Annotated in this window: 19 protein-coding genes; 6 read left to right on the top strand and 13 right to left on the bottom strand. The window is 64.2% G+C overall.

Going from position 1 to position 21,440, the window contains the following annotated elements; genetic code table 11:
- Positions 1–23: 23 nt before the first annotated feature.
- From AC07UC_RS29150 to AC07UC_RS29135, 4 genes are all read right to left on the bottom strand, one after another.
- Positions 24–1,190, bottom strand: coding sequence for an epoxide hydrolase family protein (locus AC07UC_RS29150; RefSeq protein WP_494908260.1), 1,167 nt, complete (start codon positions 1,188–1,190; stop codon positions 24–26).
- Positions 1,191–1,313: 123 nt separating this feature from the next.
- Complete coding sequence (locus AC07UC_RS29145; protein WP_494908259.1) at positions 1,314–2,294, bottom strand: 5-oxoprolinase subunit C family protein; 981 nt, start codon at positions 2,292–2,294, stop codon at positions 1,314–1,316.
- Positions 2,291–2,947 (bottom strand): 5-oxoprolinase subunit PxpB, encoded by a 657-nt coding sequence (pxpB, locus tag AC07UC_RS29140; protein ID WP_494908258.1) that lies wholly within the window; start codon positions 2,945–2,947, stop codon positions 2,291–2,293. Before pxpB ends, AC07UC_RS29145 begins: the two co-directional genes overlap by 4 nt.
- 6 nt (positions 2,948–2,953) lie before the next feature.
- Complete coding sequence (locus AC07UC_RS29135) at positions 2,954–3,730, bottom strand: SDR family NAD(P)-dependent oxidoreductase (RefSeq protein ID WP_202323615.1); 777 nt, start codon at positions 3,728–3,730, stop codon at positions 2,954–2,956.
- Positions 3,731–3,961: 231 nt separating this feature from the next.
- Between AC07UC_RS29135 and AC07UC_RS29130 the strand changes: the two genes are divergently transcribed.
- From AC07UC_RS29130 to AC07UC_RS29105, 6 genes are all read left to right on the top strand, one after another.
- The gene (locus AC07UC_RS29130; RefSeq protein ID WP_494908257.1) at positions 3,962–4,594 is read left to right on the top strand and encodes an RraA family protein; all 633 of its coding nucleotides are present in this window, start codon (positions 3,962–3,964) and stop codon (positions 4,592–4,594) included.
- Between the two features lie 157 nt (positions 4,595–4,751).
- Complete coding sequence (locus AC07UC_RS29125; protein WP_494908256.1) at positions 4,752–5,861, top strand: branched-chain amino acid ABC transporter substrate-binding protein; 1,110 nt, start codon at positions 4,752–4,754, stop codon at positions 5,859–5,861.
- Positions 5,862–5,982: 121 nt separating this feature from the next.
- Positions 5,983–6,894 (top strand): branched-chain amino acid ABC transporter permease, encoded by a 912-nt coding sequence (locus tag AC07UC_RS29120; protein ID WP_202323614.1) that lies wholly within the window; start codon positions 5,983–5,985, stop codon positions 6,892–6,894.
- A complete protein-coding gene (locus tag AC07UC_RS29115; RefSeq protein ID WP_244735203.1) occupies positions 6,894–7,853 on the top strand; it encodes a branched-chain amino acid ABC transporter permease in 960 nt (319 codons plus the stop codon). The genes AC07UC_RS29120 and AC07UC_RS29115 overlap by 1 nt, the downstream gene beginning before the upstream one ends.
- 2 nt (positions 7,854–7,855) lie before the next feature.
- Positions 7,856–8,620 (top strand): ABC transporter ATP-binding protein, encoded by a 765-nt coding sequence (locus AC07UC_RS29110; protein WP_494908255.1) that lies wholly within the window; start codon positions 7,856–7,858, stop codon positions 8,618–8,620.
- Positions 8,620–9,348, top strand: coding sequence for an ABC transporter ATP-binding protein (locus tag AC07UC_RS29105; RefSeq protein ID WP_494908254.1), 729 nt, complete (start codon positions 8,620–8,622; stop codon positions 9,346–9,348). Before AC07UC_RS29110 ends, AC07UC_RS29105 begins: the two co-directional genes overlap by 1 nt.
- Positions 9,349–9,391: 43 nt before the next feature.
- Here AC07UC_RS29105 and AC07UC_RS29100 read toward each other — a convergent pair whose 3' ends face one another.
- From AC07UC_RS29100 to AC07UC_RS29060, 9 genes are all read right to left on the bottom strand, one after another.
- Complete coding sequence (locus AC07UC_RS29100; protein ID WP_494908253.1) at positions 9,392–10,204, bottom strand: NAD-dependent epimerase/dehydratase family protein; 813 nt, start codon at positions 10,202–10,204, stop codon at positions 9,392–9,394.
- A 3-nt stretch (positions 10,205–10,207) separates the two neighbouring features.
- A complete protein-coding gene (locus AC07UC_RS29095; RefSeq protein WP_494908251.1) occupies positions 10,208–11,410 on the bottom strand; it encodes a pyridoxal phosphate-dependent aminotransferase in 1,203 nt (400 codons plus the stop codon).
- Positions 11,407–13,026: a hydantoinase B/oxoprolinase family protein gene (locus tag AC07UC_RS29090; protein ID WP_494908250.1), complete on the bottom strand. Its 1,620-nt coding sequence runs from the start codon at positions 13,024–13,026 to the stop codon at positions 11,407–11,409. The genes AC07UC_RS29095 and AC07UC_RS29090 overlap by 4 nt, the downstream gene beginning before the upstream one ends.
- Complete coding sequence (locus AC07UC_RS29085) at positions 13,023–15,119, bottom strand: hydantoinase/oxoprolinase family protein (RefSeq protein WP_494908249.1); 2,097 nt, start codon at positions 15,117–15,119, stop codon at positions 13,023–13,025. The genes AC07UC_RS29090 and AC07UC_RS29085 overlap by 4 nt, the downstream gene beginning before the upstream one ends.
- Positions 15,116–16,786, bottom strand: a complete 1,671-nt coding sequence (locus tag AC07UC_RS29080; protein ID WP_494908248.1) for a thiamine pyrophosphate-dependent enzyme — start codon at positions 16,784–16,786, stop codon at positions 15,116–15,118. The genes AC07UC_RS29085 and AC07UC_RS29080 overlap by 4 nt, the downstream gene beginning before the upstream one ends.
- Positions 16,787–16,902: 116 nt before the next feature.
- Positions 16,903–18,309 (bottom strand): FAD-binding oxidoreductase, encoded by a 1,407-nt coding sequence (locus AC07UC_RS29075; RefSeq protein ID WP_494908247.1) that lies wholly within the window; start codon positions 18,307–18,309, stop codon positions 16,903–16,905.
- A 54-nt stretch (positions 18,310–18,363) separates the two neighbouring features.
- Positions 18,364–19,128 carry an amino acid ABC transporter ATP-binding protein gene (locus AC07UC_RS29070; RefSeq protein ID WP_494908246.1) on the bottom strand — a complete coding sequence of 255 codons (765 nt, stop codon included), beginning with the start codon at positions 19,126–19,128 and terminating at the stop codon, positions 18,364–18,366.
- A gap of 10 nt (positions 19,129–19,138) precedes the next feature.
- Positions 19,139–20,212, bottom strand: a complete 1,074-nt coding sequence (locus tag AC07UC_RS29065) for an amino acid ABC transporter permease (RefSeq protein ID WP_202323606.1) — start codon at positions 20,210–20,212, stop codon at positions 19,139–19,141.
- Positions 20,213–20,215: 3 nt separating this feature from the next.
- Positions 20,216–21,379, bottom strand: coding sequence for an ABC transporter permease subunit (locus AC07UC_RS29060; RefSeq protein ID WP_494908245.1), 1,164 nt, complete (start codon positions 21,377–21,379; stop codon positions 20,216–20,218).
- Positions 21,380–21,440: the final 61 nt, after the last annotated feature.

Below are 21,440 nucleotides of genomic sequence, written 5' to 3'. Positions count from 1 at the left end.
GGCGGCACGCGACGTATCTGCCGTCAGGAAAATTTCAGGTCGCGGGCAAAGTCTATGAGATCCTGCGCAAGCAGCACAGGCTGCTCGAGAGCCGCAAAATGGCCGCCGCGCGGCATCGCGGTCCACCGCCGCACGTCGCGAAAGACACGCTCGACCCAACTCCTCGGCGGCATTGGCAGCTCTTTCGGAAACAACGCCACCGCGAGCGGGACGTCGATTGCCGTGCCCTGTGGGAATGCAAGCGGGCGCGCGCGCGTTTCCCAATAGAGGCGCATCGACGAGGCGACCGTCCGGGTGAACCAGTAGAGCGAAATGTTGGCAAGCATGTCGTCCTGCGAAAAGGTGGCCTTGCCCAGATCGCCGTCGCAATCGCTCCAGTCGCGGAACTTCTCGATCATCCACGCCGCCAGTCCGACTGGCGAATCCGTCAGCCCGTAGGCAAGCGTTTGGGGGCGCGTGCCTTGGATATGGCCGTAGGCGCCGTGGAGATCCGCCCATTCGGCTTTCCGTTGCAGGAACGCGCGTTCTTCCGAAGTCAGGTCGCCGCCCGGAGCCGCGTCGTGGGGGGGCAGGTATGAGCCGGGAATGAAATTCAAATGGGCCCCGGCAAGACTGTCGGGATGCGCATATGCCAGACATGTCGAGACGCTGGCGCCCAGATCTCCGCCTTGCGCGAGATATCGCTTGTAGCCGAGACGGCGCATCAATTCCGCCCAGAGCCCGGCAACGGTGAACAGGTTGAGACCGGGCCTGCCTGGCCGGCTTGAAAAGCCATATCCAGGGATCGACGGGACCACGACATTGAAGGCATCCTCCTGTCTTCCGCCATGGGAAAGCGGGTCGGTCAGAAGTGGGATCAGCCTGTGGAATTCGAAGACGCTGCCCGGCCAGCCGTGGGTGAGGATCACCGTCCTGCGGGTCGCGACGGCGGCGGGCGCATGGATGAAATGGATGGTTTGATCGCCAATATCCGTCTGGTAGTGCGGATGGATATTCCAGGCGGCTTCCTGCTTGCGCCAGTCGAAGCCGGTGCCCCAATACTGCATAAGCCGCCGCAGCGCCTCATACTCGGTTCCCTGCGCCCATCCTATTGCCTGCAACTGGTCCGGCGCGCGCCAGGCTGAAATGCGCTTCTTCAATTCATCGATTTCAGCCTGGGCAATCTGGATCGTGAAAGGGCGGATTTCCATGGACCTGTCCTGCTCGCTGATACCTGCCGAACGAAGCGAATGCGGATATCGTACCGCCCCCCCTGTCATCGTCGTCGAATCTCGGCCCGATCGGCACGGTGGGAGAGCGCGCACGTTTTTCGTTCAACCCGGCCGTGGCCGTGCGGCCACGAGGTTGCGTGCGGCGGCGAAGTCGTGAAGCCACGTCTGGCCAGCGCGGAGCGCGTCTGTCGACGCTTCGACGGAGACCGGCAAGAAGCGCAGATTTGCGCCGACCGGCGCTTGCGCCAACCGCCAGAGGTCGGCCTCGATCACAGTGGCGATCTTCGGATAGCCGCCGCAGGTGTTGGCATCGGCAAGCTGGATGATCGGCTGCCCGGATGGCGGCACCTGAATGGTGCCTGGTACGATACCGTGTGACAAAAGCTCCAGCGGCGAGATGAGCGAAAGCGGCTCTCCGGACAGCCGATACCCCATGCGATTGGCATCGTTGGTGATGCTCCATTCGCCGGTGGTGAAGGTTGCCTGGGCCTCCGGCGTGAAGGCGTCGAACTCGGCCGCCGGCAGAACCCGCAGTTTGATGGCGGCGGCAATGCCATCGGCCGCGCCGCGTCGCTCCTCCAGCGCTGCGCCAAGGCCGCCCGCCGGCAGCGGGCATTGCGCGGGGTTGAGCGCGAGCCTGTCGCCGCGTGCCAGGCCGCGCCCTGCCAACCCGCCGAAACTGCCCTTCAGATCTGTCGCGCGCGATCCCATCACCGACGGCAGATCGAGCCCGCCGGCGAAGGCGATGTAGGAGCGAGCACCGGTGCGCGGCGCGTCGATGACGAGCGTCTCGCCAGCGCGGATCGTCATCGCCCACCAGGGCGGGCAGGGCCGGTCGGCGATGCTGACGGCGCAATCCGCGCCTGTGACGGCGACGGCTGTGTCCATATGGGCGCGGAACCGGAACGGATGCAGCGCGACTTCTATCCCGGCCGCGGCAACGTCATTGCCCAGCATGAGGTTGGCGACTGCCAGCGCCTGCTTGTCCATGGCGCCGCCATGGCTGACCCCGAGCGCGAGATGGCCGGGCCGGCCAAGATCCTGGACCGTGTTCAGCAGGCCGGTGGTGAGGATCTCGATCATGCTTCGATATCGGCGATTGTGAACCGGATCTTGTCTCCGGGCTTGAGCAGCACCGGCGATTGCGCTTCGGGCGTGAAGAGCTTCATGTCGGTATGGCCGACAATGTGCCATCCGGACGGCGCGGTCATCGGCATGATGCCCGCCTGCGCGCCACCGATGATGACGGCACCCTCGGCCACTTTCAGGCGCGGCGTGCCCCGCCTTGCCCAGGCAAGTCGAGGGTCAAGGCCCGAGAGATAGGGAAAGCCCGGCATGGCGCCGATGGCGGCAACCGTATAGGTGGCCGCGGCATGGCGCTTGACGGTTTCGTCAATAGTCATGCCGCAATGCGCGGCCCAGCCGGCCAGGTCCTCGCCACGCGCGCCGCCATAGTTGACGGGAACGGTGTGATCGGTGCCGGCCACCGCGCGGGCATCGGTGCCGGTCCAGAGCGACCTTAGCTGCGCGCCGATGCTCATTGCGTCAGTGGTCAGCGGGTCGAACAGCACGAGCAGGTTGTTCATGCCGGGCACGGCCTCGCGCACCCCCTCCAGGGTCAGCGCGGCCTTCGTCACCGCCCAGACCAGTTCCTGAACAGCATCGTCAAAGGGGCCCTGCGCGCCATCGAGAAGCAGGGCACCGGACCCGGCGAGGCTGATGCGGGGCATGGTCATGGGCGCTCAGTCCTTGACCGGCACCGTATAGTTCAGGATCAGCCGGCCACCGTCGGGATAGATGGTTTGGCCGACAATGTAGGAGGCGTCGTCGCTGGCCAGAAAGGAGGCGACGCTGGCGATTTCCGACGGCTCGCCGCAGCGGCCGCTCGGCGTGCGCGACAGGATGGTCTGGCGCTGCTCCTCGCTCGCCATGACTGAGCTCTTGACCATGTCGGTCAGGATGGTGCCCGGGCCGATGGCATTGACGCGGATGTTGTGCGGGATCAGTCCGACCGCCATCACCGCCGTCAGCTGCTTGATGCCACCCTTGGACACGGCATAGGCGACGGAATTGGGAATGGCCAGAATGGCGTTGATCGACGACATGTTGATGATCGAGCCGCCGCGTCCCTGCGCGATCATGGCGCGTGCCGCCGCCTGGCCGAGCAGGAAGGGCGCCTTGAGATTGATGCGCTGGACCCAGTCGAAAGCCTCTTCGGGGAAGTCGACGAAATTATCCAGATGGATGACGCCTGCATTGTTGATGAGGATATCGATGCCGCCGAATCTCTCCGTGGCCTTGGCAACGATATCGGCTGCCATTTTCTGGGTGCATTCGGACAGATCCGCCGATAGCCAGGCGGCGCGCTCGCCAAGGCGTTCGGCATGCTCGCGTCCGCGATCGGCCTGGACGTCGACAAGCACGACATTGGCGCCATCGGCATGAAAGCGCTCGGCGCAGGCAAGGCCCAATCCTTGAGCTGCCCCGGTAATGATCGCGACTTTTCCTGCGTGCTTCACGGCGATTCCTTTTTTGACGAATATGGATATGTTATCCAATCTATCTCAAGCTTTTGCGTAATTGCAAGCCCACGGCTGGAGTGATTGAACCGCCAAGGTGGGTAGGAAATGCGGGGTTTTCCTCGCGTTACGGCTTTCTTTGGTGAGCTGTCGGAACCCGGTTGACTTTCTCGCTTCAATCGTGATTGGATAATATATTCATAAAAGGTGCCGACTATGGGAGAGCGGAAGATGGCAGATAGGCGTCAGGACAGCGAACTCATCGACGCGTTCCGCGCATTCGCCACCCCGTTGATCAGCGACAACCTTTTGCGTGTCCCCGGGGCTGTCGGATTGCGGCCCTTTCACCGCCTGGGTGGCGTCATGGCGGGGAGGGCGCTGACGGTCAGGACCCGCCCGGGCGACAACCAGTTCATCCATCGCGCGCTCGACCTGTTGCAGCCCGGCGACGTCATTGTCGTCGATGGTGGCGGCTATGAAGGGCGCGCGCTGGTCGGTGAGATCATGACGAGCGTGGCGGCCTCGCGCGGCGCGGCTGGCATTGTCCTCGACGGCGCTATTCGCGACGCCGGCGCCATCGGCCGCAGCTCATTTCCATGCTTCGCGCGTTCGGCCATCCATCTCGGCCCTTACAAGGACGGTCCAGGCGCGATCAATGTTCCGGTCTGTGTGGGCGGCATGGTTGTCAGCCCAGGCGACATCGTCGTGGGCGATGAGGACGGCGTCGTGGCCTTTCCGGTTGACGGTGCCACGGCCTTGCTGGCCGCCGTCCGGGCACAGGAAGCGCGCGAAGCCGAGATCATGCAGAGCATCAGGGAGAACCGCTACCAGGGTGCCTATGCCCAGGCCGCCGGCGGGCATTGACCTGCCGGGCGAGGTCCTTGCCGTCGAGCGTGACATGCTCCGCGCCCGGCTAGGGGAGCCAACCACATCCGATCGCCCGAGGGCGGTTCGACTAGAACACAAGAATGCATTCCGGGCACGCCGCCTGGATGCGCCAACAGGGGAAATGGAGAGAATAATGGTTGTTTGTTTCAAGAAGCTCGCTTGCGCCACCGCCCTTGCCGGGTTGGTCATGACAGCGGCGGCCGCGGCCGCCGACATCAAGGTCGGCATCATCGCCCCGATGACGGGTCAACTCGCCAGCGAAGGCCAGGACATGGAGAACGCCGTCAAGATGGCGATCGACGCCGCCAATGCCAAGGGCGGCGCCAACGGCGACAAGATCGTCACCACGACCGCCGACGACGCCTGCGATCCGCAGCAAGCTGTGACCGCGGGCAGCAAGCTTGTCTCGGAAGGCGTGACCGCCATCGTCGGCGGCTACTGCTCGGGCGCGGTCTTGCCGACATTGAAGATCTATGGTGATGCCGGCATTCCGTTCATCATCATCGGCGCGAACTCGACCAAGCTGGTCGCCGCCAATCAGGGCAATGCCTTCCTCGCCAATTCAACCGGCGACATGCAGGCCGTAACGGCCGTCGAGCTGTTCAAGAAGAACGGTTACAAGAAGATCGCGGTCATCGACGAGGGCGACGCCTATTCGTCCGACCTGGCCAAGCTGACCGCCGAAGCCTTCAAGAACGCCGGCGGCGAGATTGCCGCGAGGGAAACCACCACTGCCGGCGAGCAGGACTATTCGGCTGTCGTCACCAAGGTCAAGTCAAGCGGCGCCGACGCCGTCTTCTGGACCGCCTATCATGCCGGTGGCGCCCTGCTCACCAAGCAGCTTCGCCAGGCTGGTTTCCAGGGTGGCATCGTGCTCGGCGACGGCAACAATTCGCCGGAATATCTAGAGATCGCCGGCTCGGCCGGCGAGGGTGTGTACCTCCTGTCTCCGCCGACCGTCGATCTCCTGTCCGGCGCGGGCGATTTCAAGGCCAAGTACAAGGAGGCCTATGGCCGCGATGCCGGTGCCTATGCCGCTCTGTCCCATGATGTCGGCGACTTGATTGTCGACGCGATCACGCGGGCGAAGTCGGCGGATCAGAAGGCAATCATCGAGGCGCTCAAGGCAAGCGACTTCAAGGGCCTCGCCGGCGAGATCAAGTTCACCGACAAGAACACGCTGCAGACGTCGAACTTCCGCCCGGTGATCGCCAAGGGCGGCAAGTGGGTGGCCGCCGAATAAAAGGCGAAACGGATCGATGCCGGGGTGGGGCCCGAACCCGCCCCGGTATCGTTGCCGCTTGTCTGGGACGCAGCCGTGCCACCTGGACAAGATCGTCTCAATTTCCAGATCTGGAGCATCAATGACGTTCGACCTGGTTATTCAGCAACTGGTGAACGGCCTCATCGTCGGTTCGTTCTATGCCCTGATCGCGCTCGGCTACAGCATGGTCTTCGGCGTCATCAAGCTCCTGAATTTTGCTCATGGCGATATCTACATGAGCGGCGCCTTCATCGGCCTTATCGTGTTTTCCTTCGTCGGCATCTGGGTCGGCAATGGTTGGCTGGGTGTCGTCTGCGCGCTGCTCGCGTCGATGCTGGTCGTCGGCCTGCTGGGTGTCGTCATCGAGCGCTTCGCCTATCGGCCGATGCGCAATGCGCCGCGCCTCTCCATACTCATCACTGCGCTCGGTGCCTCGATGGTGCTGAACGGCAGTGCACTCGCCCTGACCGGCGGGCGGCATTATGCCTTCAGCACGGATCTCGGTTTTGCCGGCATCGATGTTTCCTCGGTCCACATCACCTACACGCAGATGGTGCTTGTCGGCGCTTCCATCACCCTGATGACCGGCATGCAGATATTCATCTCGCGCACCATGTACGGCAAGGCGATGCGCGCCGTTTCCATCGACATGGGCGCCAGCCGCCTGATGGGCATCGATGTCGACCGGGTCATCGCGCTGACCTTCTTCATGGGCTCGGCGCTCGCCGCCGGCGGCGGCGTCATGGCCGGCGCCTACTATGGCAGCGTCCATTTTTTCATGGGTTTCATCATGGGGCTGAAGGCGTTCACCGCCGCAGTCATCGGCGGGATCGGCAGCGTGCCGGGAGCCATGCTCGGCGGCCTGCTGCTCGGCCTGCTCGAGGCCTTCGGGTCGTCCTTGCCCTTCGTCGGATCGGAATGGCGCGACGTCTTCGTCTTCGGCGCCCTGATCCTGTTCCTGGTCTTCAAGCCGACCGGCATTCTTGGCCGCGCCGTCGTGGAGCGGGTGTGATGAGCGACGAAGCAAGGATCTTGCCGGCCGCCGCGCAAGCGCGATCGGTGCGCTGGTCGATTGTACTGCCCTCACTGGCGGCTCTTGCCTGCGCGCTGGCGCTGCCGCAATTCGCCAACGCCTATGTGACGGAGGTGGCGACGACGACGCTGCTCTATGTCGTCCTGTGCCTCGGCCTCAACATCGTCGTCGGCTATGCCGGCCTGCTCGATCTCGGCTATGCCGCCTTCTTTGCGGTGGGCGCCTACACATCAGGCATCCTGACCGCGGAGTTCGGCTTCAATTTCTGGCTCACCATCCCGATCGCCATGGCGGCAGCCTGCGTGGCCGGCATCATCATCGGCGCGCCGACGCTGAGGCTGCGCAGCGACTATCTGGCTATCGTGACGCTGGGCTTCGGCGAGATCGTGCGCATCATCGCCCGCAATCTCGATATCACGGGTGGCGCCAGTGGCCTCGTCGGCATCGAGCGGCCCGAGATCTTCGGTTTCAAACTGATGCATGTGCAACACTTCTACTATGCGTTCCTGGTGCTGGCCCTCGTCACCGTCTTCGTCTGCCTGAGCGTGGAGCGGTCGCGAATGGGGCGGGCCTGGTTCTATGTTCGTTATGATGAGGATGCCGCCGCCGGCATCGGCATCAACCGGGTCGCGGCCAAGCTGCAGGCATACATGATGGGGGCGGTGATCGCCTCCGTGGCCGGCTGCCTCTACGCCGCCAAGATGACCGCCATCTCGCCTGAGAGTTTTACCTTCAACCAGTCGCTTCTCATCCTTCTCGGCGTCGTCCTTGGCGGTATGGGCCGCATTCCCGGTGTCGTGCTCGGCGCCGTCCTGGTTGCCCTGCTTCCGGAGGTGCTGCGTGGGGCGGGCACCTATCGTCCGCTCGTGACTGCTCTGGCACTGCTGGCAATCATGCTTTTCAGGCCGAACGGCCTGTGGCCGGACAAGCGGGGTTGACCATGGCCTTGCTGGAAGTCCACGATCTGCGTCTCAGCTTCGGAGGGCTGAAGGTCCTTCATGACATCTCCTTCTCTGTGGAGAAGGGCGCCATCAACAGCTTGATCGGCCCCAATGGCGCCGGCAAGACGTCGCTCTTCAACTGCCTGACCGGCTTCTACAAGCCGAAGGGTGGGTCGATCAGCCTGGCCGGCCGGTCGATCACCGGTCTGCCGCCGCATCGTATCACCGCGCTTGGGCTTGCCCGCACGTTCCAGAATATCAGGCTGTTCAAGGAAATGACCGTTCTGGAAAACGCCATGTCGGGCCAGCATTGCCGCAGCCGCCACGGCATTGTCTCGGCGATCCTGCACTTGCCGTCGCAGCGGCGCGAAGAGGAAGCTATTCACGCGGCCGGCATGCGCTGGCTCGATTTCGTCGGCATAAAAGAACATGCTCATCGCCAGGCCGGCGGTCTTTCCTATGGCGATCAACGGCGGCTCGAACTCGCAAGAGCCCTGGCATCGACGCCCGAGCTTATCTTGCTGGACGAGCCGGCCGCCGGCCTCAACGAGCACGAGAAGCTGGACCTAGTGAACCTGATCCGCCGCATCCGCGACGAAACCGGTGTGACTGTCCTGCTGATCGAGCACGATATGGGCTTGGTCATGCAGGTATCGGAAAGGATCGTCGTGTTCGATCACGGCCAGAAGATCGCCGATGGGACGCCGGAGGCCGTGCGTGCGGATCCCAAGGTCATCGAAGCCTATCTCGGGACGGAGGATTGATGGACGCCGATATTGTTCTTTCCGCCGACCGGATCGTCACGCGTTATGGCGGCATCGAAGCCCTTCACGGCGTCAGCCTTTCGGTCAAGCGCGGCCAGATCGTCACGCTGCTTGGCGCCAATGGCGCGGGCAAGAGCACGACGTTGCGCACACTGTCCGGCCTCATCTCGGCATCCTCCGGAAGTGTCCGATTTATGGGCGAGGACATAACCAGGGTTGCCGCCCATCGCCTGCCGCATCGCGGGCTGGTCCATGTGCCGGAGGGCAGGCGCATATTCGGCGACATGACGATCAAGGAGAACCTTGACCTGGGCTCGTTCACGCTGACCGACGATGCCGAGCGGCGCCGGCGGATGGATCACGTTTTCGAACTTTTTCCGATCCTGGCGCGCCGGCGCAACGGCGATGCAAGGAACCTGTCCGGCGGAGAGCAGCAGATGCTTGCGATCGGCAGGGCTTTGATGGCCGCGCCGAAGGTGCTGTTGCTTGATGAGCCGTCAATGGGGTTGGCACCGCAATTGATCAAGGAGGTCATGAACATCGTGCAGCGCCTCAACCGCGAAGGCGTGACCATCCTGCTGGTGGAGCAGAACAGCAAGGTTGCCTTGAAATTCGCCGACTACGGCTATGTCCTGAAAGGCGGGCGCATCGTCCTCGAGGGAACCGGCAGCGATCTCGCGAGCAACGACGCGGTCATCGGCGCTTATCTGGGCGGTGCTGCTGCCTGAAAGCGGGGCCGCCGTTTCACCGAAACGGTGGCCCGCTCTATAGTCATGCGGGCTTGTCGTCGGGGTGGCCGAGCTCGCAGAACCAGCCGCCGAGATATTTTACCGACGGCCTTTTCGGATCGGGAATGGGGGTCTTTGCTTCCACGGCGGCACGGAACGGCTCGGCGCTGTCCTGGGGGATGAACCCCAGATGGTTGGCGCCGCTGTTGTCGACCGTTTTCACCTTGTTGTCCGAAATGCCGAAGGAGATCGTGTGGCCGACGCGTGGCGCGGTGAGCGCCGCCTCGACCAGCCGCACACAATCGGCGAAGGAGAGGTAGGACCACAGCATGCGCCGGTCCGCCGGTTCGGGGAAGGATGAGAAGATGCGCAAGCACACCGTCTCGATGCCGAATTTGTCCCAGTAGAGCCGGCTGAGGCTCTCGACGAAATTCTTCGAGACACCGTAGAGGCTGTCGGGGCGCACCGGCGCGTCGACGCCGATATGCGCCCCGACCTCGTGATAGCCGATCGCATGCACCGAGGAGGCGTAGATGACGCGCTTGACGCCGTGTTTCCGGGCGCCTTCGTAGATGTGGTAGGAGCCGCGTATGCTGGAATCCAGGATCGTCTGCCATTCGCATTCGAGCGGCGCGCCGCCGAAGTGAACGATCGCGTCACAGTCCTTGGTAGCCGCGATCGTCGCCTCCATGTCTGCGAGATCGAAGACCGCTTCTTCTTCGTGAGGCGCGAGGTCGCCGAACGGTAGGCGTCCCGCCAGGCGGATGGTTTTCGCCAGCGGCACCAGCCCCTTGCGCAGTTCGGAACCGAGGCGGCCGGCGGCGCCGGTGATCAGGATACGGTCGTAATGCGGCATCATCTACTCCACTTGCGCGACGGCGGCGTTAATCCGCGCGATCGCCTCGGTCAGCACCTCTTCGCTGGTCGCGGTCGAGATACGAAAATAGGGTGAAAGTCCATAGGCCACGCCCGGCACCGATGCCACGCGGCCTTCGCCCAGAAGATAGTTCGCCACCGCCGCATCGTCTTCCAGTACGACGCCCTTGGGCGTCTTGCGGCCGATCAGGCTGGCGCAGCCGATATAGGCATAGAAGGCGCCGTCCGGCGGCGACAGCGTCAGCCCGTTGATTTTCCTGATCCCATCGACGACGAGGTCACGGCGCGCTTCGAAGGCTTGCCGGAAGCGCGCCACCTCGTCCTGCGGACCGTTGAGCGCGGCGACAGTCGCCGCCTGCGCGATCGAGCAGACGGAGGTGCAGGACTGGCTCTGGATGGTCGACATCGCCTTCACCAGCAGTGCTGGTCCGGCCGCATAGCCGACACGCCAGCCGGTCATCGCGTAGGATTTCGAGACGCCGTTGACGATCAGCGTGCGGTCCCTGAGTTCCGGGCAGGCCTTGCCGAAGGAAACGAATTCGCGGCCGTCGAACAGGATGTGCTCATAGATCTCGTCGGAGAGCACGAGCACTTGCGGGTGCCTTGCCAGAACCGCGCCCAGCGCTTGCAGATCCGATTGCGAATAGACGGCGCCGGACGGGTTGCCCGGCATGTTGAGGAAGAGCCATTTCGTCCTTGGCGTGATGGCTTTCTCCAGCACATCCGGCGTCAGCCGGAAGCCTGATGTCTCCGGGCATTCGACGGTGACGGGCGTGCCACCGAGCAGCTTCACCATTTCGGGATAGGAGACGAAATAGGGCGCCGGCAGAATGGCCTCGTCGCCAGTCTCGAGTGTCGCCATCAGCGCGTTGAAGATGACCTGCTTGGCGCCGTTGGCCACGACGATGTCGTCGGCGGTGTAGTCCAGCCCGTTCTCGCGTCTGAATTTGCCGGCAATGGCTTCGCGCACTTCTATCGTGCCGGCCGCACCGGTGTAGAGCGTCTGTCCCGCCTTCGCCGCGAAATGGGCGGCGTCGATGATGTGGCTGGGCGTCGGGAAATCCGGTTCGCCCAGGCCGAGATCGATCACGTCGACGCCCTTGGCGCGCAGCGCCTTGGCGGCTTGCGACGCCGCCATCGAAGCCGAGGGCTTCACCGCCGACAGGCGCGAGGCAATGTAGCTCATTTGCCGTTCTCCGAAATGTATTGCTTGGAGCGGTCGTTCGCCCGCGCCTCGGTGCTGCGTTTGGCCGGATCGCCATAGCCGCCGCCGCCAGGCAGTTCGAGGATCAGCCGGCGGCCTGCCGGGACGTGCTGCCAGCCCTTGGGCCGCATCTGCGTGCCATCGTCCAGCCTGACCACGCCGGCGACGCCAGGCTCGCCACCATTTCGTCCGTGCGCCGGGTGATTGACGCGGTCGAACATCGCCGAGAAGTCGAACTCATGGCCCTCGATCGCGGCGATCTCGATTACCTGCCCGAGGCCGCCACGGAACTCTCCGTCACCGCCGGAACCCGGCCGAAGCTCCTTGCGCCAGATAACGATCGGCCCGGTATGCTCGGTCGCTTCGATCGGCATCGTGTGCACGCCGGACGGGAAGGCGGTCGCCGACAGGCCGTCGAGCCCGGGCCGCGCGCCCATGCCACCGGAATTGAACATCAGCACCTCGGCGCGGCGGCCAAAACCGCCCGCGACCGGGCGCACCGAGATGTGGATGTTCCACAACGCGCCGGCGCCCTCCGCAAGGATCTTGCCCGGCAAGGCCTGGGAGAGCGCGCCCAGCACCAAGTCCGGAACCATATGGCCGAAAATGTGCCGCAGTGCCACCGGCGCCGGCCGCACCGCGTTCAGGATGTTGACCGGCGACGTCACCGTGAAGAAGGCGAGTGAGGCGGCGTTGTTGGGAATGTCGGGCGCCACCACGCATTTCAGCGCGTAGCAGGCATAGGCCTTGCTGTAGATGATCGGGCAGTTGATGCCCCACCGGCTCATCGCATCGGTGCCGGTGAAATCGACCTCGACATGGTCGTCGCGGACCGACACCTTTGCCGCCAGCTTCACCGGGGCGTCATAGCCGTCGGTGACAAGCTCGTTCGACCAGCTGCCCTTCGGCAGCGCCTTGATGCGTTCGAGCATGGCGTCGCGTGTGCGCGAGAAGATGAAGTCGCCAAGGCCATCAAGTGATGCCAGGCCAATCTCCTTCATCATGTCGACGAGGCGGCGATGGCCGACCTCGTTGCAGGCGGCGAGCGAATAGAAATCGCCGACGACCTGGTTCGGCTCGCGGACATTGGCGCGCAGGATCCGGACGAGGTCGAGATTGACCTTGCCCTTCTCCGCGAACTTCATGATCGGGATCTGGATACCTTCCTCGTAGACCGACTTGCCGTCGGCGCCGAAGCCGCGCCCGCCGACATCGACGACATGCGCCGTGCAGGCGAAGAAGGCCACCAACTCGCCGTTCAGGAACGACGGCGACACCATGGTGATGTCGTGCAGATGGCCTGTGCCCAGCCAGGGATCGTTGGTGACGTAGGTGTCGCCCTCGAACATGGCCTCGCGCGGGATTTCATTCATGAAATGCAGCACGGCCTCGGCCATGGTGTTGACGTGGCCGGGCGTGCCGGTGACCGCCTGCGCCAGCATCTGGCCGCGCGGGTCGAACACGCCCGCCGACAGGTCGCCGGATTCGCGCACCGAAGTCGAGAAGGCCGTGCGCAGCAAGGTGAGCGCCTGCTCCTCGACCACCGAGATCAACCGGTTCCACATCACCTGCATGCGGATTTCGCTGATGTCGCTCATGACCGGCTGCCTTTGCGGACCAGAAGGATTGCGCCGTCGCTCTGGATGACGGCGTCGAAGCTGGTGGTGACGACGGTGGACGTCTCGCGTTCGACAATGACCACGGGACCGGTCACGCGGTCGCCGGCGCAGAGCGCATCGCGTTCGATGATGCCATAGATTTGCGGTTCGCCGCTCGCCGGATCGAACACTGCGCGGGTGATGGTCGGCGCGTTGGTTCGCTTGCCGCTCGTAAGCTCGTGCCTGGCGACATCAGGCCTGACATCCGTCGCCTTGACCGACCAGGTGACGATCTCGATCTCCAGCCCGTCGAGCCCTTCGATGGCGCGGCCGAAGAAACGCTGGTAGTTCGCCTCGAACAGCTCTTTTAGCCTTGTGACGGCATCGTCGCCGAACGGCTCGTCTGCCAGTGGTACGGGGATTTCCCAGCCTTGGCCGGCATAGCGCATGAAGGCAGTGATTTCGCAGGTGATGCTGCCGCTGGCGCCGCTGCGCACGAAGCTTTCGGCTGACGCCTTGAGGTCGCCGAGCAGCGCATTGACCTCGGCCGGCTTGAACCGCGACAGGCGGGTGAGCTTCGATGCCAGCGCCTCGTAGCCGAATGGCGCCTTGAGGAAGCCGATTGCTGAGCCGACGCCAGCCCCCTTGGGGATAATGCAGCGTTCGATGCCGAGTTTTTCGCAGAGCCTCGCCGCGTGAAGCGGGGCTGCGCCACCAAAGGCGATCATCAGATTGTCGGAGATGTTCTTGCCGTTCTCGACCGCATGGACGCGGGCGGCATTGGCCATGTTCTCGTCCACCACCTCGCAGATGCCAAAGGCCGTCGACATGGCGTTGAGCGACAGGCGCTCGCCGACGTCGCGCAGGATGGCCTGTTCCGACGCCGCCGTGTCGAGCCGGATCGCGCCGCCGGCGAAATTGTCAGGGTCGAGCTTGCCGAGCACCAGGTCGGCGTCGGTGATCGCCGGACGCTTGCCGCCGCGGCCGTAGCAGGCCGGCCCCGGCTCCGACCCGGCGCTTTCCGGTCCGGTCTGGATCCGGCCCATGGCGTCGACCCATGCGATGGAGCCGCCGCCGGCACCGATCTCGATCATCTCGATGACAGGGATCGAGATCGGCATGCCCGAACCCTTGCAGAAGCGGTAGGTGCGCGCCACCTCGAAGGTTCTGGCCGTGCGTGGCGCAAAGTCCTCGATCAGGCAGATCTTCGCGGTCGTGCCACCCATATCGTAGGAGACAACCTTTTCCAGGCCGAAGCGCCGGGCGATGTCGGCGGCGAAGATCGCACCGCCGGCCGGGCCGGACTCGACCAGGCGCACGGGAAATTCGGAAGCCGTCTCCACCGAGATCAGGCCGCCGCCCGAATGGATCATGAAGACCGGACACTCGGCGCCCATCTCCTTGAGACGGATCTGGAAGCGGGCGAGGTAGTCGGCCATTTGCGGCCGCACATAGGCGTTGGCGCAGACCGTGTTGAAGCGCTCGAATTCGCGCATCTGCGGCGACACTTCGGCACTGATCGAAATCGGGATGTTGAGGTGGCGGGAAAGGATCTCGCGCGCACGGCGCTCATGGGCCGGGTTGGTGTAGGCATGGATGAAGCCGATCGCCACCGAGCCGAAGCCGCCGGCCGCGATCCGCTCCGCGATCTCTTCCAGGGCGGCTTCATCGAGCGGCTGCAACTCCTGTCCCTCGGCGCCGATGCGGCCCTTGACCGTGAAGCGGTGCTCGCGCGGGATGAGCGGCGTCGGCAGCTGCAGGTTCAGATCGTATTGTTCGAAACGGTTTTCAGTCCGCATCTCGATCACGTCGCGAAACCCTTCGGTCGTGACCAATGCTGTCTTCGCGCCGCGGCGCTCGATCAGGGCGTTGGTGGCGAGCGTCGTGCCGTGGATGATAATGCCGATCTCGGAGGGCGAAATGCCGGCATCGCGGGTGACGACGGCAATGCCGTCGAGGATCGCCTGCTCGGGCGCCGCATAATTGGTCAGCACCTTGGTGGAGAACAGCGTGCCCCGCAGCTCGAGGGCAATGTCGGTGAACGTGCCGCCTATGTCAGCGCCAAGACGGATGTCGTCGGTTCCGGAGGTCATGCCTTGGCCTTCTGCGAAGCGAGAGCGGCTTCGCGCATCTGGGAGAGGGTCTGCCGGGGCGTCAGCGCTTCGGGCGAGATGGCGATGTCGAGAACGGCGCCCGTCGCCGAGTTGAGCGCGCGACCGAAGGCAGCGGCGAAATCCGCCGTCGTCTCGACCCGCTCGGCATGAAAGCCATAGGCCTTCGCCAGCGTGACGAAGTCCGGGTTCTCAAGCGAGGTTCCCGAGACGCGGGCCGGGTAGTTGCGTTCCTGGTGCGCGCGGATCGTGCCGTAGATACCGTTGTTGATGATCAGCACGATCGGCTGCGCGCCGGCTTGCATCGCCGTGCCGAGCTCCTGGCAGTTCATCTGGAAATCGCCGTCGCCGGCAAAGCAGACCACCGTGCGCTGCGGGAATGCGACCTTTGCCGCGACGGCCGCCGGCAGGCCATAGCCCATGGCGCCGGATTGCGGCGCAAGCAGTCGCGCTTGCGGCCCGAACTTGAAGAACTTGTTCGGCCACACCGTGAAATTGCCGGCGCCGTTGGTGAGGATGACGTCGGCGGGCAAGGTCTCGCGCAGCCAGGCGCTGACCGCCACCATATCCACCGGGCCGAGCTGGACGGGAGCCGCGAATGTCCCTTCATAGGCTCTGCGCGCCGACGCGCGCCACTCCGTCCAGCCGCCCTTCACCGGCGTCAACGCCTTGGCGAAGGCGTTCGGGCCGGCGTGGATGCCGATTGCCGGCACGTAGATCTTGCCGATCTCGCGGTCGGAGCCGTGGACATGGATCAGCTTCTGGCGCGGCTGCGGCACCGACAGCAGCGTATAGCCATCCGTGGTCATCTCGCCGAAGCGCACATTGACGGCCAGGATCACATCGGCGTCGCCGATCAGCTTCTTGACATGCGCCACCATGCCGACACCGGCCTCGCCGACGAACACTTGCGAATGATTGTCGAACTGATCCTGGTAGCGGAACGCTGCCACGACCGGGATGTCGGAAGCCTCGGCGAAAGCCTGCAGCGCCATGCGTCCATCCGCCGTCCAGTTGGCTCCGCCCATCAGCAGGACCGGCCTCTCGGCTGCTTCCAAAAGTTTGAGAGCCGCGGCCATCGCGTCCTGCGCCGGAGCCGCTTCGAAGATTGCGGCCGGCCCGCGGAGCGGGGCGGCTTCGGTCAGGGTCGTCAGCATGTCTTCCGGCAGTGCCACCACGACGGGGCCAGGCCGTCCGGTCAAGGCGGTGGTCCAGGCCCGCGCCACGATCTCGGGCACGCGGGAGACGTCGTCGATCTCGACCGCCCATTTGGCGACGGTGCCGTAGACGGCTCGGTAGTCGATCTCCTGAAAGGCCTCGCGGCCCTTCATGTCGGTGCCGACCTGGCCGACGAACAGGATCATCGGCGAACTGTCCTGCATGGCCGTATGCACGCCGATGCTGGCATTCGTGACGCCCGGGCCGCGCGTCACGAAGCAAATGCCGGGCGATCCGGTCAGCTTGCCATAGGCCGAAGCCATGAACGCCGCGCCGCCCTCATTGCGGCAGAGCACATAGTCCAGCTTCCCATGCGTGTCGTGCAGCGCGTCGAGAACGGCCAGGTAGCTTTCGCCGGGCACACCGAAGCTCTTGGTCGCGCCAAGAGCGATCAGGCATTCGACAAGAAGGCGGCCGCCATTGCGGATCATGTTTTCGGCATCCTCGGTCTGGCGGCAAGCGGATCCGGCCTGCCTTTCGGATTCATACGTGCACGCTGGCGGATCGGGACGAAATCAAGAAATGCGGTCTATTCGAAAGTTTTTCTTTACTTGGAAGTCCGCACCAGAACGCCGGGGTTCATTGCGCCCAAAGGATCGAATGCGCCCTTCAGCCGTGCCATGAGGTCCCGCTCCACCAAACCGCGATTGCGCTCGGCCAGGGCGATCTTTGCCCGGCCAAGCCCATGCTCGGCCGCGAAACTGCCGCCCATTTCCGTGGCAAGCGCCGACAGCGCCTCGGCGAACTGCCCGGCCTTGCCGTTGAAATTGGCACGGCCCTCCGGTGGCGACAGATTGTAGTGGATGTTGCCGTCGCCGAGATGGCCGAACGGGTTGATCCGCACGCCAGGCAGAATCTCGTGGCAGAGCTTGGCGCCGGCCTCGACAAAGCTGGCGATCGCGCCCGGCGGCACCGAGATGTCATGCTTGAGCTGCTCGCCCTCCAGCCGTTGCCCTTCCGGCTGTTCCTCGCGCAACCGCCAGAACTGCGCCCGATGCGCGCCCGACGTCGCCAGCGCACCATCCAGGACCAGAGCTTGCTCCATCCCCCATTCCAATGCCGAATTCAGGATTTCGTCCAAGGGAACGCGGGGCGAACCGGAAGCCAGTTCGACGAGTAGATAAACGTCACCGCGCGTCTCCAATTGGTAGGCGAGATCAGGCAGGTGCTTGAGAGCCAGTGTCAGGCCGACATCGCTGAAGAATTCGAGGCCGGTGAGGAATTCGCTTGCCTCGCCGCGCAGGAAAGCGCCGAACGCCACGGCGGCGGCAAAGTCGGGCATGACCAGAAGTGCGCTCGCCTGCTGCCTCGGCGTGGGATAGAGCCGAAGCACCGCGCGCGTCACGATGCCGAGCGTGCCTTCCGCGCCGCAGAACAACTTGCGCAGCTGGTAGCCGGCATTGTCCTTCTGCACCGCGCGCAGTCCATCCCATACCGCGCCGTCCGGCATCACGACTTCGAGGCCGAGCACGAGATCCTGCATCATGCCGTATCGGAAAGCCTGGCTGCCGCCGGCATTGGTGCCGATCAGCCCGCCAATCCTGGCGCTGCCTTCGGCGCCGAGATGCATGGGAAACATCAGGCCATGCGGTTCCAGCGCCTCGTGCAGCGCGGCGAGCACGACGCCAGCTTCGACGACGATCGAGCCGCTGTCGAGATCCGGTTCGCCGATCGCTGCCATGCGCGACAGCGAGACGATCACCGCGTTCGGCCGCTCCGCGACGGCACCGCCGCAAAGCCCTGTGTTGCCGCCCTGCGGCACCACCGCCAATCCGGCCTCCCGGCATGCCACGGCAACCGCGGCCACTTCGGCGGTGTCCGCTGGCCTGGCAACGCCCAGCGGCGCAACGCCATAGCGGTTGAGCCAATCGCGCTGGTAGGGCTCGGCATCGGCGCCCGAAAGCCAGCCTTTCGGTCCGAGGATATCGTGCAACGCGGCTGTCGGGTCAGTCATGGAAATCCCTGAAGGTGGTGTGCTGCTTGAACGTTGCATCTTAAAAAATGCCGTTCAATGGCCCAGCACTTGCGACAGGAATTGTCGGGTACGCTCGTTGCGGGACGCAGTGAAAAACTCTTCCGGCGGCGCCTCCTCGACGATCTCGCCGCCATCCATGAAGACCACCCGGTCGGCGACCCGGCGGGCAAAGCCCATCTCATGCGTGACGCAGATCATCGTCATGCCTTCGGAGGCAAGCGTGACCATGACATCGAGCACTTCCGAAATCATCTCGGGATCGAGCGCCGAGGTCGGCTCGTCGAACAGCATGATCTGCGGCTGCATGCACAGCGCGCGTGCGATTGCGACCCGCTGCTGCTGGCCGCCGGAGAGCTGGCCGGGAAACTTCATCGCCTGTTCGGGAATGCGGACCTTCTCCAGATAGCGCCGGGCGGTTGCCTCTGCTTCAGCACGCGGCTTTCTGCGCACGATCATCGGCGACAGCATGCAGTTATCGAGCACCGTCATGTGCGGGAACAGGTTGAAATGCTGGAACACCATGCCGACCTCTCGCCTGATCTCGTCGATGTTGCCGACATCGTCGTTGAGCTCGGTTCCGAGTACGGTGATACGACCTGCGTTATGTTGTTCGAGGCGATTGATGCAGCGGATCATGGTCGATTTGCCCGAGCCGGACGGACCGCAGACGACGATCTTCTCGCCGCGCTCCACGGACAGGTTGACGTTTCGCAGCGCGCGGAACGATCCATAATATTTGTCGAGCTTCTCGATGCGCACCGCGGGTCCGGCCGATGGGGTCGACTTGGCTGCAATCACGACCGCCTCCCTAGCGTTCGCTGACCGACATGCGGCGCTCGAGGAAGGCGCCGTAGCGGGACAGGCTGAAAACGAAGACGAAATAGATGAAGGCGATGAAGGCATAGACCTCGACATAGGCGAAACGCCATTCGCCGGTGCCGTAGGCGGCATTGCCGGAAGCCAGGATCTCGAAGAAGCCGACGATGACAACCAGCGAGGTCTCCTTGAACGAGATGACGAACTGGTTGATCGTCGCGGGCAAGGCGTTCCGCATGGCCTGCGGCAGCAGGATGCGGCCGATGCGTTGCCAATAGCGCATGCCGAGCGCCATGGCTGCCTCCTCCTGTCCCTTGGCAACACCCTGCATGCCGCCGCGCACGATCTCCGCCTGGTAGGCGGAGAAGAACAGGGCCGATCCCAGGATCACCCGGTACAGTTTGTCGCCCTGCAGCCATTGCGGCAGCGCGAAAGGCAGCACGATGGCGAATGTGAACAGGATCGAGATCAGCGGCAGCGAGCGCACCCCATCGATGATCAGGCCGGTGGTACGGGAAATCCAGGGCAGTTCCGACCGGCGCAGCAAGGCCAGGCAGATCGCCAACGGGAAGCCGATCAGGCAGGTGGTGACAAAGATGAACAGGGTTAGCGCCAGCCCGCCCCACGCTTCCTCGCCGACGAAGGGCAGGCCGAGCACGCCGCCTTTCATCAGCACGTAGAAGACGATGGTTCCGATCCCCCACACCAGCGCGATGCGGCGGCCGGTCCAGAAGGCTGGAATGCAGCTCAGCACCGTCATCACCACCACGGCCACGCAGGCCAGCGCCGAGCGCCATTGCTCCTCATAGGGGTAGAGGCCGAAGAGGATAATGCGCCATCTGGCCGCGATGACCGACCAGCAGGCCCCGGCCGCGGCTTGGCAGGCCTCGGGCCCGCCGCTCGTGGTGAAGACAGCGGAGAAGACCGCCCAGGTCAGCAGCTTCCAGACGATGAAAGCCATGATCGCCAGTGAGATCAGCGACATCACGGCCTGAAGCGGCGTTGCGAAGAAGCGTCGCCTCAGATCCTCGATCTTTCCGGGGGCGGGTGGAGCGACAATGTCCATGGCTCAGCCCCTCAATTGATTGCCCTTGAGGGCAATGGCCTTGTTGAGGCGGTTGAACAGGGCGGCCAGCGAGAGATTGATGGCAAGGAAGCCCGCCATCAGGATGCCGATCACCTCGAGGGTCTGGCCGGAGTGATTGATCGTCAGCGCCACGATCATGAAGAAATCCGTGAAGCCCACCGCGATGCCCATGGTGGTGGCCTTCATCAGCCAGACATACTGGTTGGCAAGGATCGGCAGCATGGCGCGCAGCGCCAGCGGCAGCCGCACCAGCGTGAACACCCGCCATGGGCTCAGGCCCAGCGAGAGCGCCGCCTCCATCTGACCCTTGCCGACAGATTTGAAACCACCGCGCACAATCTCGGCGATGTAGGAGCCGCCATAGATCGCGATGGCGATGGCGAGCGCGGAAAATTCCGGCGGAATGCGCAGGCCGCCCCTGAGGTTCAGGCCCTGCAGTGCCGGAAAGTCGATGAACGGCGCGTCGGGCAGGCGGCCGATCGCCAGAATGATCGCGGCACAGGCAAGTGCCGCCGCCGCGCCGGCGAACTGGATGGCCTGCCGCCCGCCAACGGGTTGGCTGAGCCGTGACGTCCTGCCCAGCCAGATCGGCAGCGTTATTGCCGCGATCAAGGCAAACAGGGCCAGTGCCATTGCCACGCCGCCGACATTCGGGGACGGGATATACAGTCCCCGGCTGGTGAGCAGAAAGCCCCAGGCCTCGTGCGCGGCACGCGGCGTCGGCAAATGCGTGATCAGCGCGTACCAGAAGAAGACCTGGAGGATCAGCGGGATGTTGCGGAAGATGTCGACATAGGTGCGGCCGAGCAGTTGCGCCAATTCGTTGGAGGAGGTTCGCGCCAGGCCGACGATCGTGCCGACTATCGTTGCCAGCACCAGGCCGACGGTCCCCAGGAACAGCGTGTTGGTGATGCCGATGAGGAAGAACCACCAATAGGGGTCATTGGCCGTGGCGGGCAGCAGCGTAAAGTTCACGTCCCAGCCTGTCGACTTGAACAGGAAGTCGAAGCCGGAGGTGATCCCTTGCTCGGCCAGATTCCGTCGCGCGATCACCACGCCGGCAAGCACCAGCGCTGCGATCGAGCCGACATAGAGAACCTGCAACAGCGTGTTGCGGACCTTCTGATTTCTCAGCAGGCTGCTCATTGACCAATCTTTCTCGAAATTGCCGTAGGCTCCGCCCGGCAGAGGCCGGGCGGAGCCTGAA

It is taken from the genome of Mesorhizobium sp. GW821-FHT04C10, assembly GCF_059420305.1.
The sequence above is the reverse complement of the archived record's forward strand: the minus strand, read 5'-3'. Positions and strand labels throughout refer to the sequence as shown.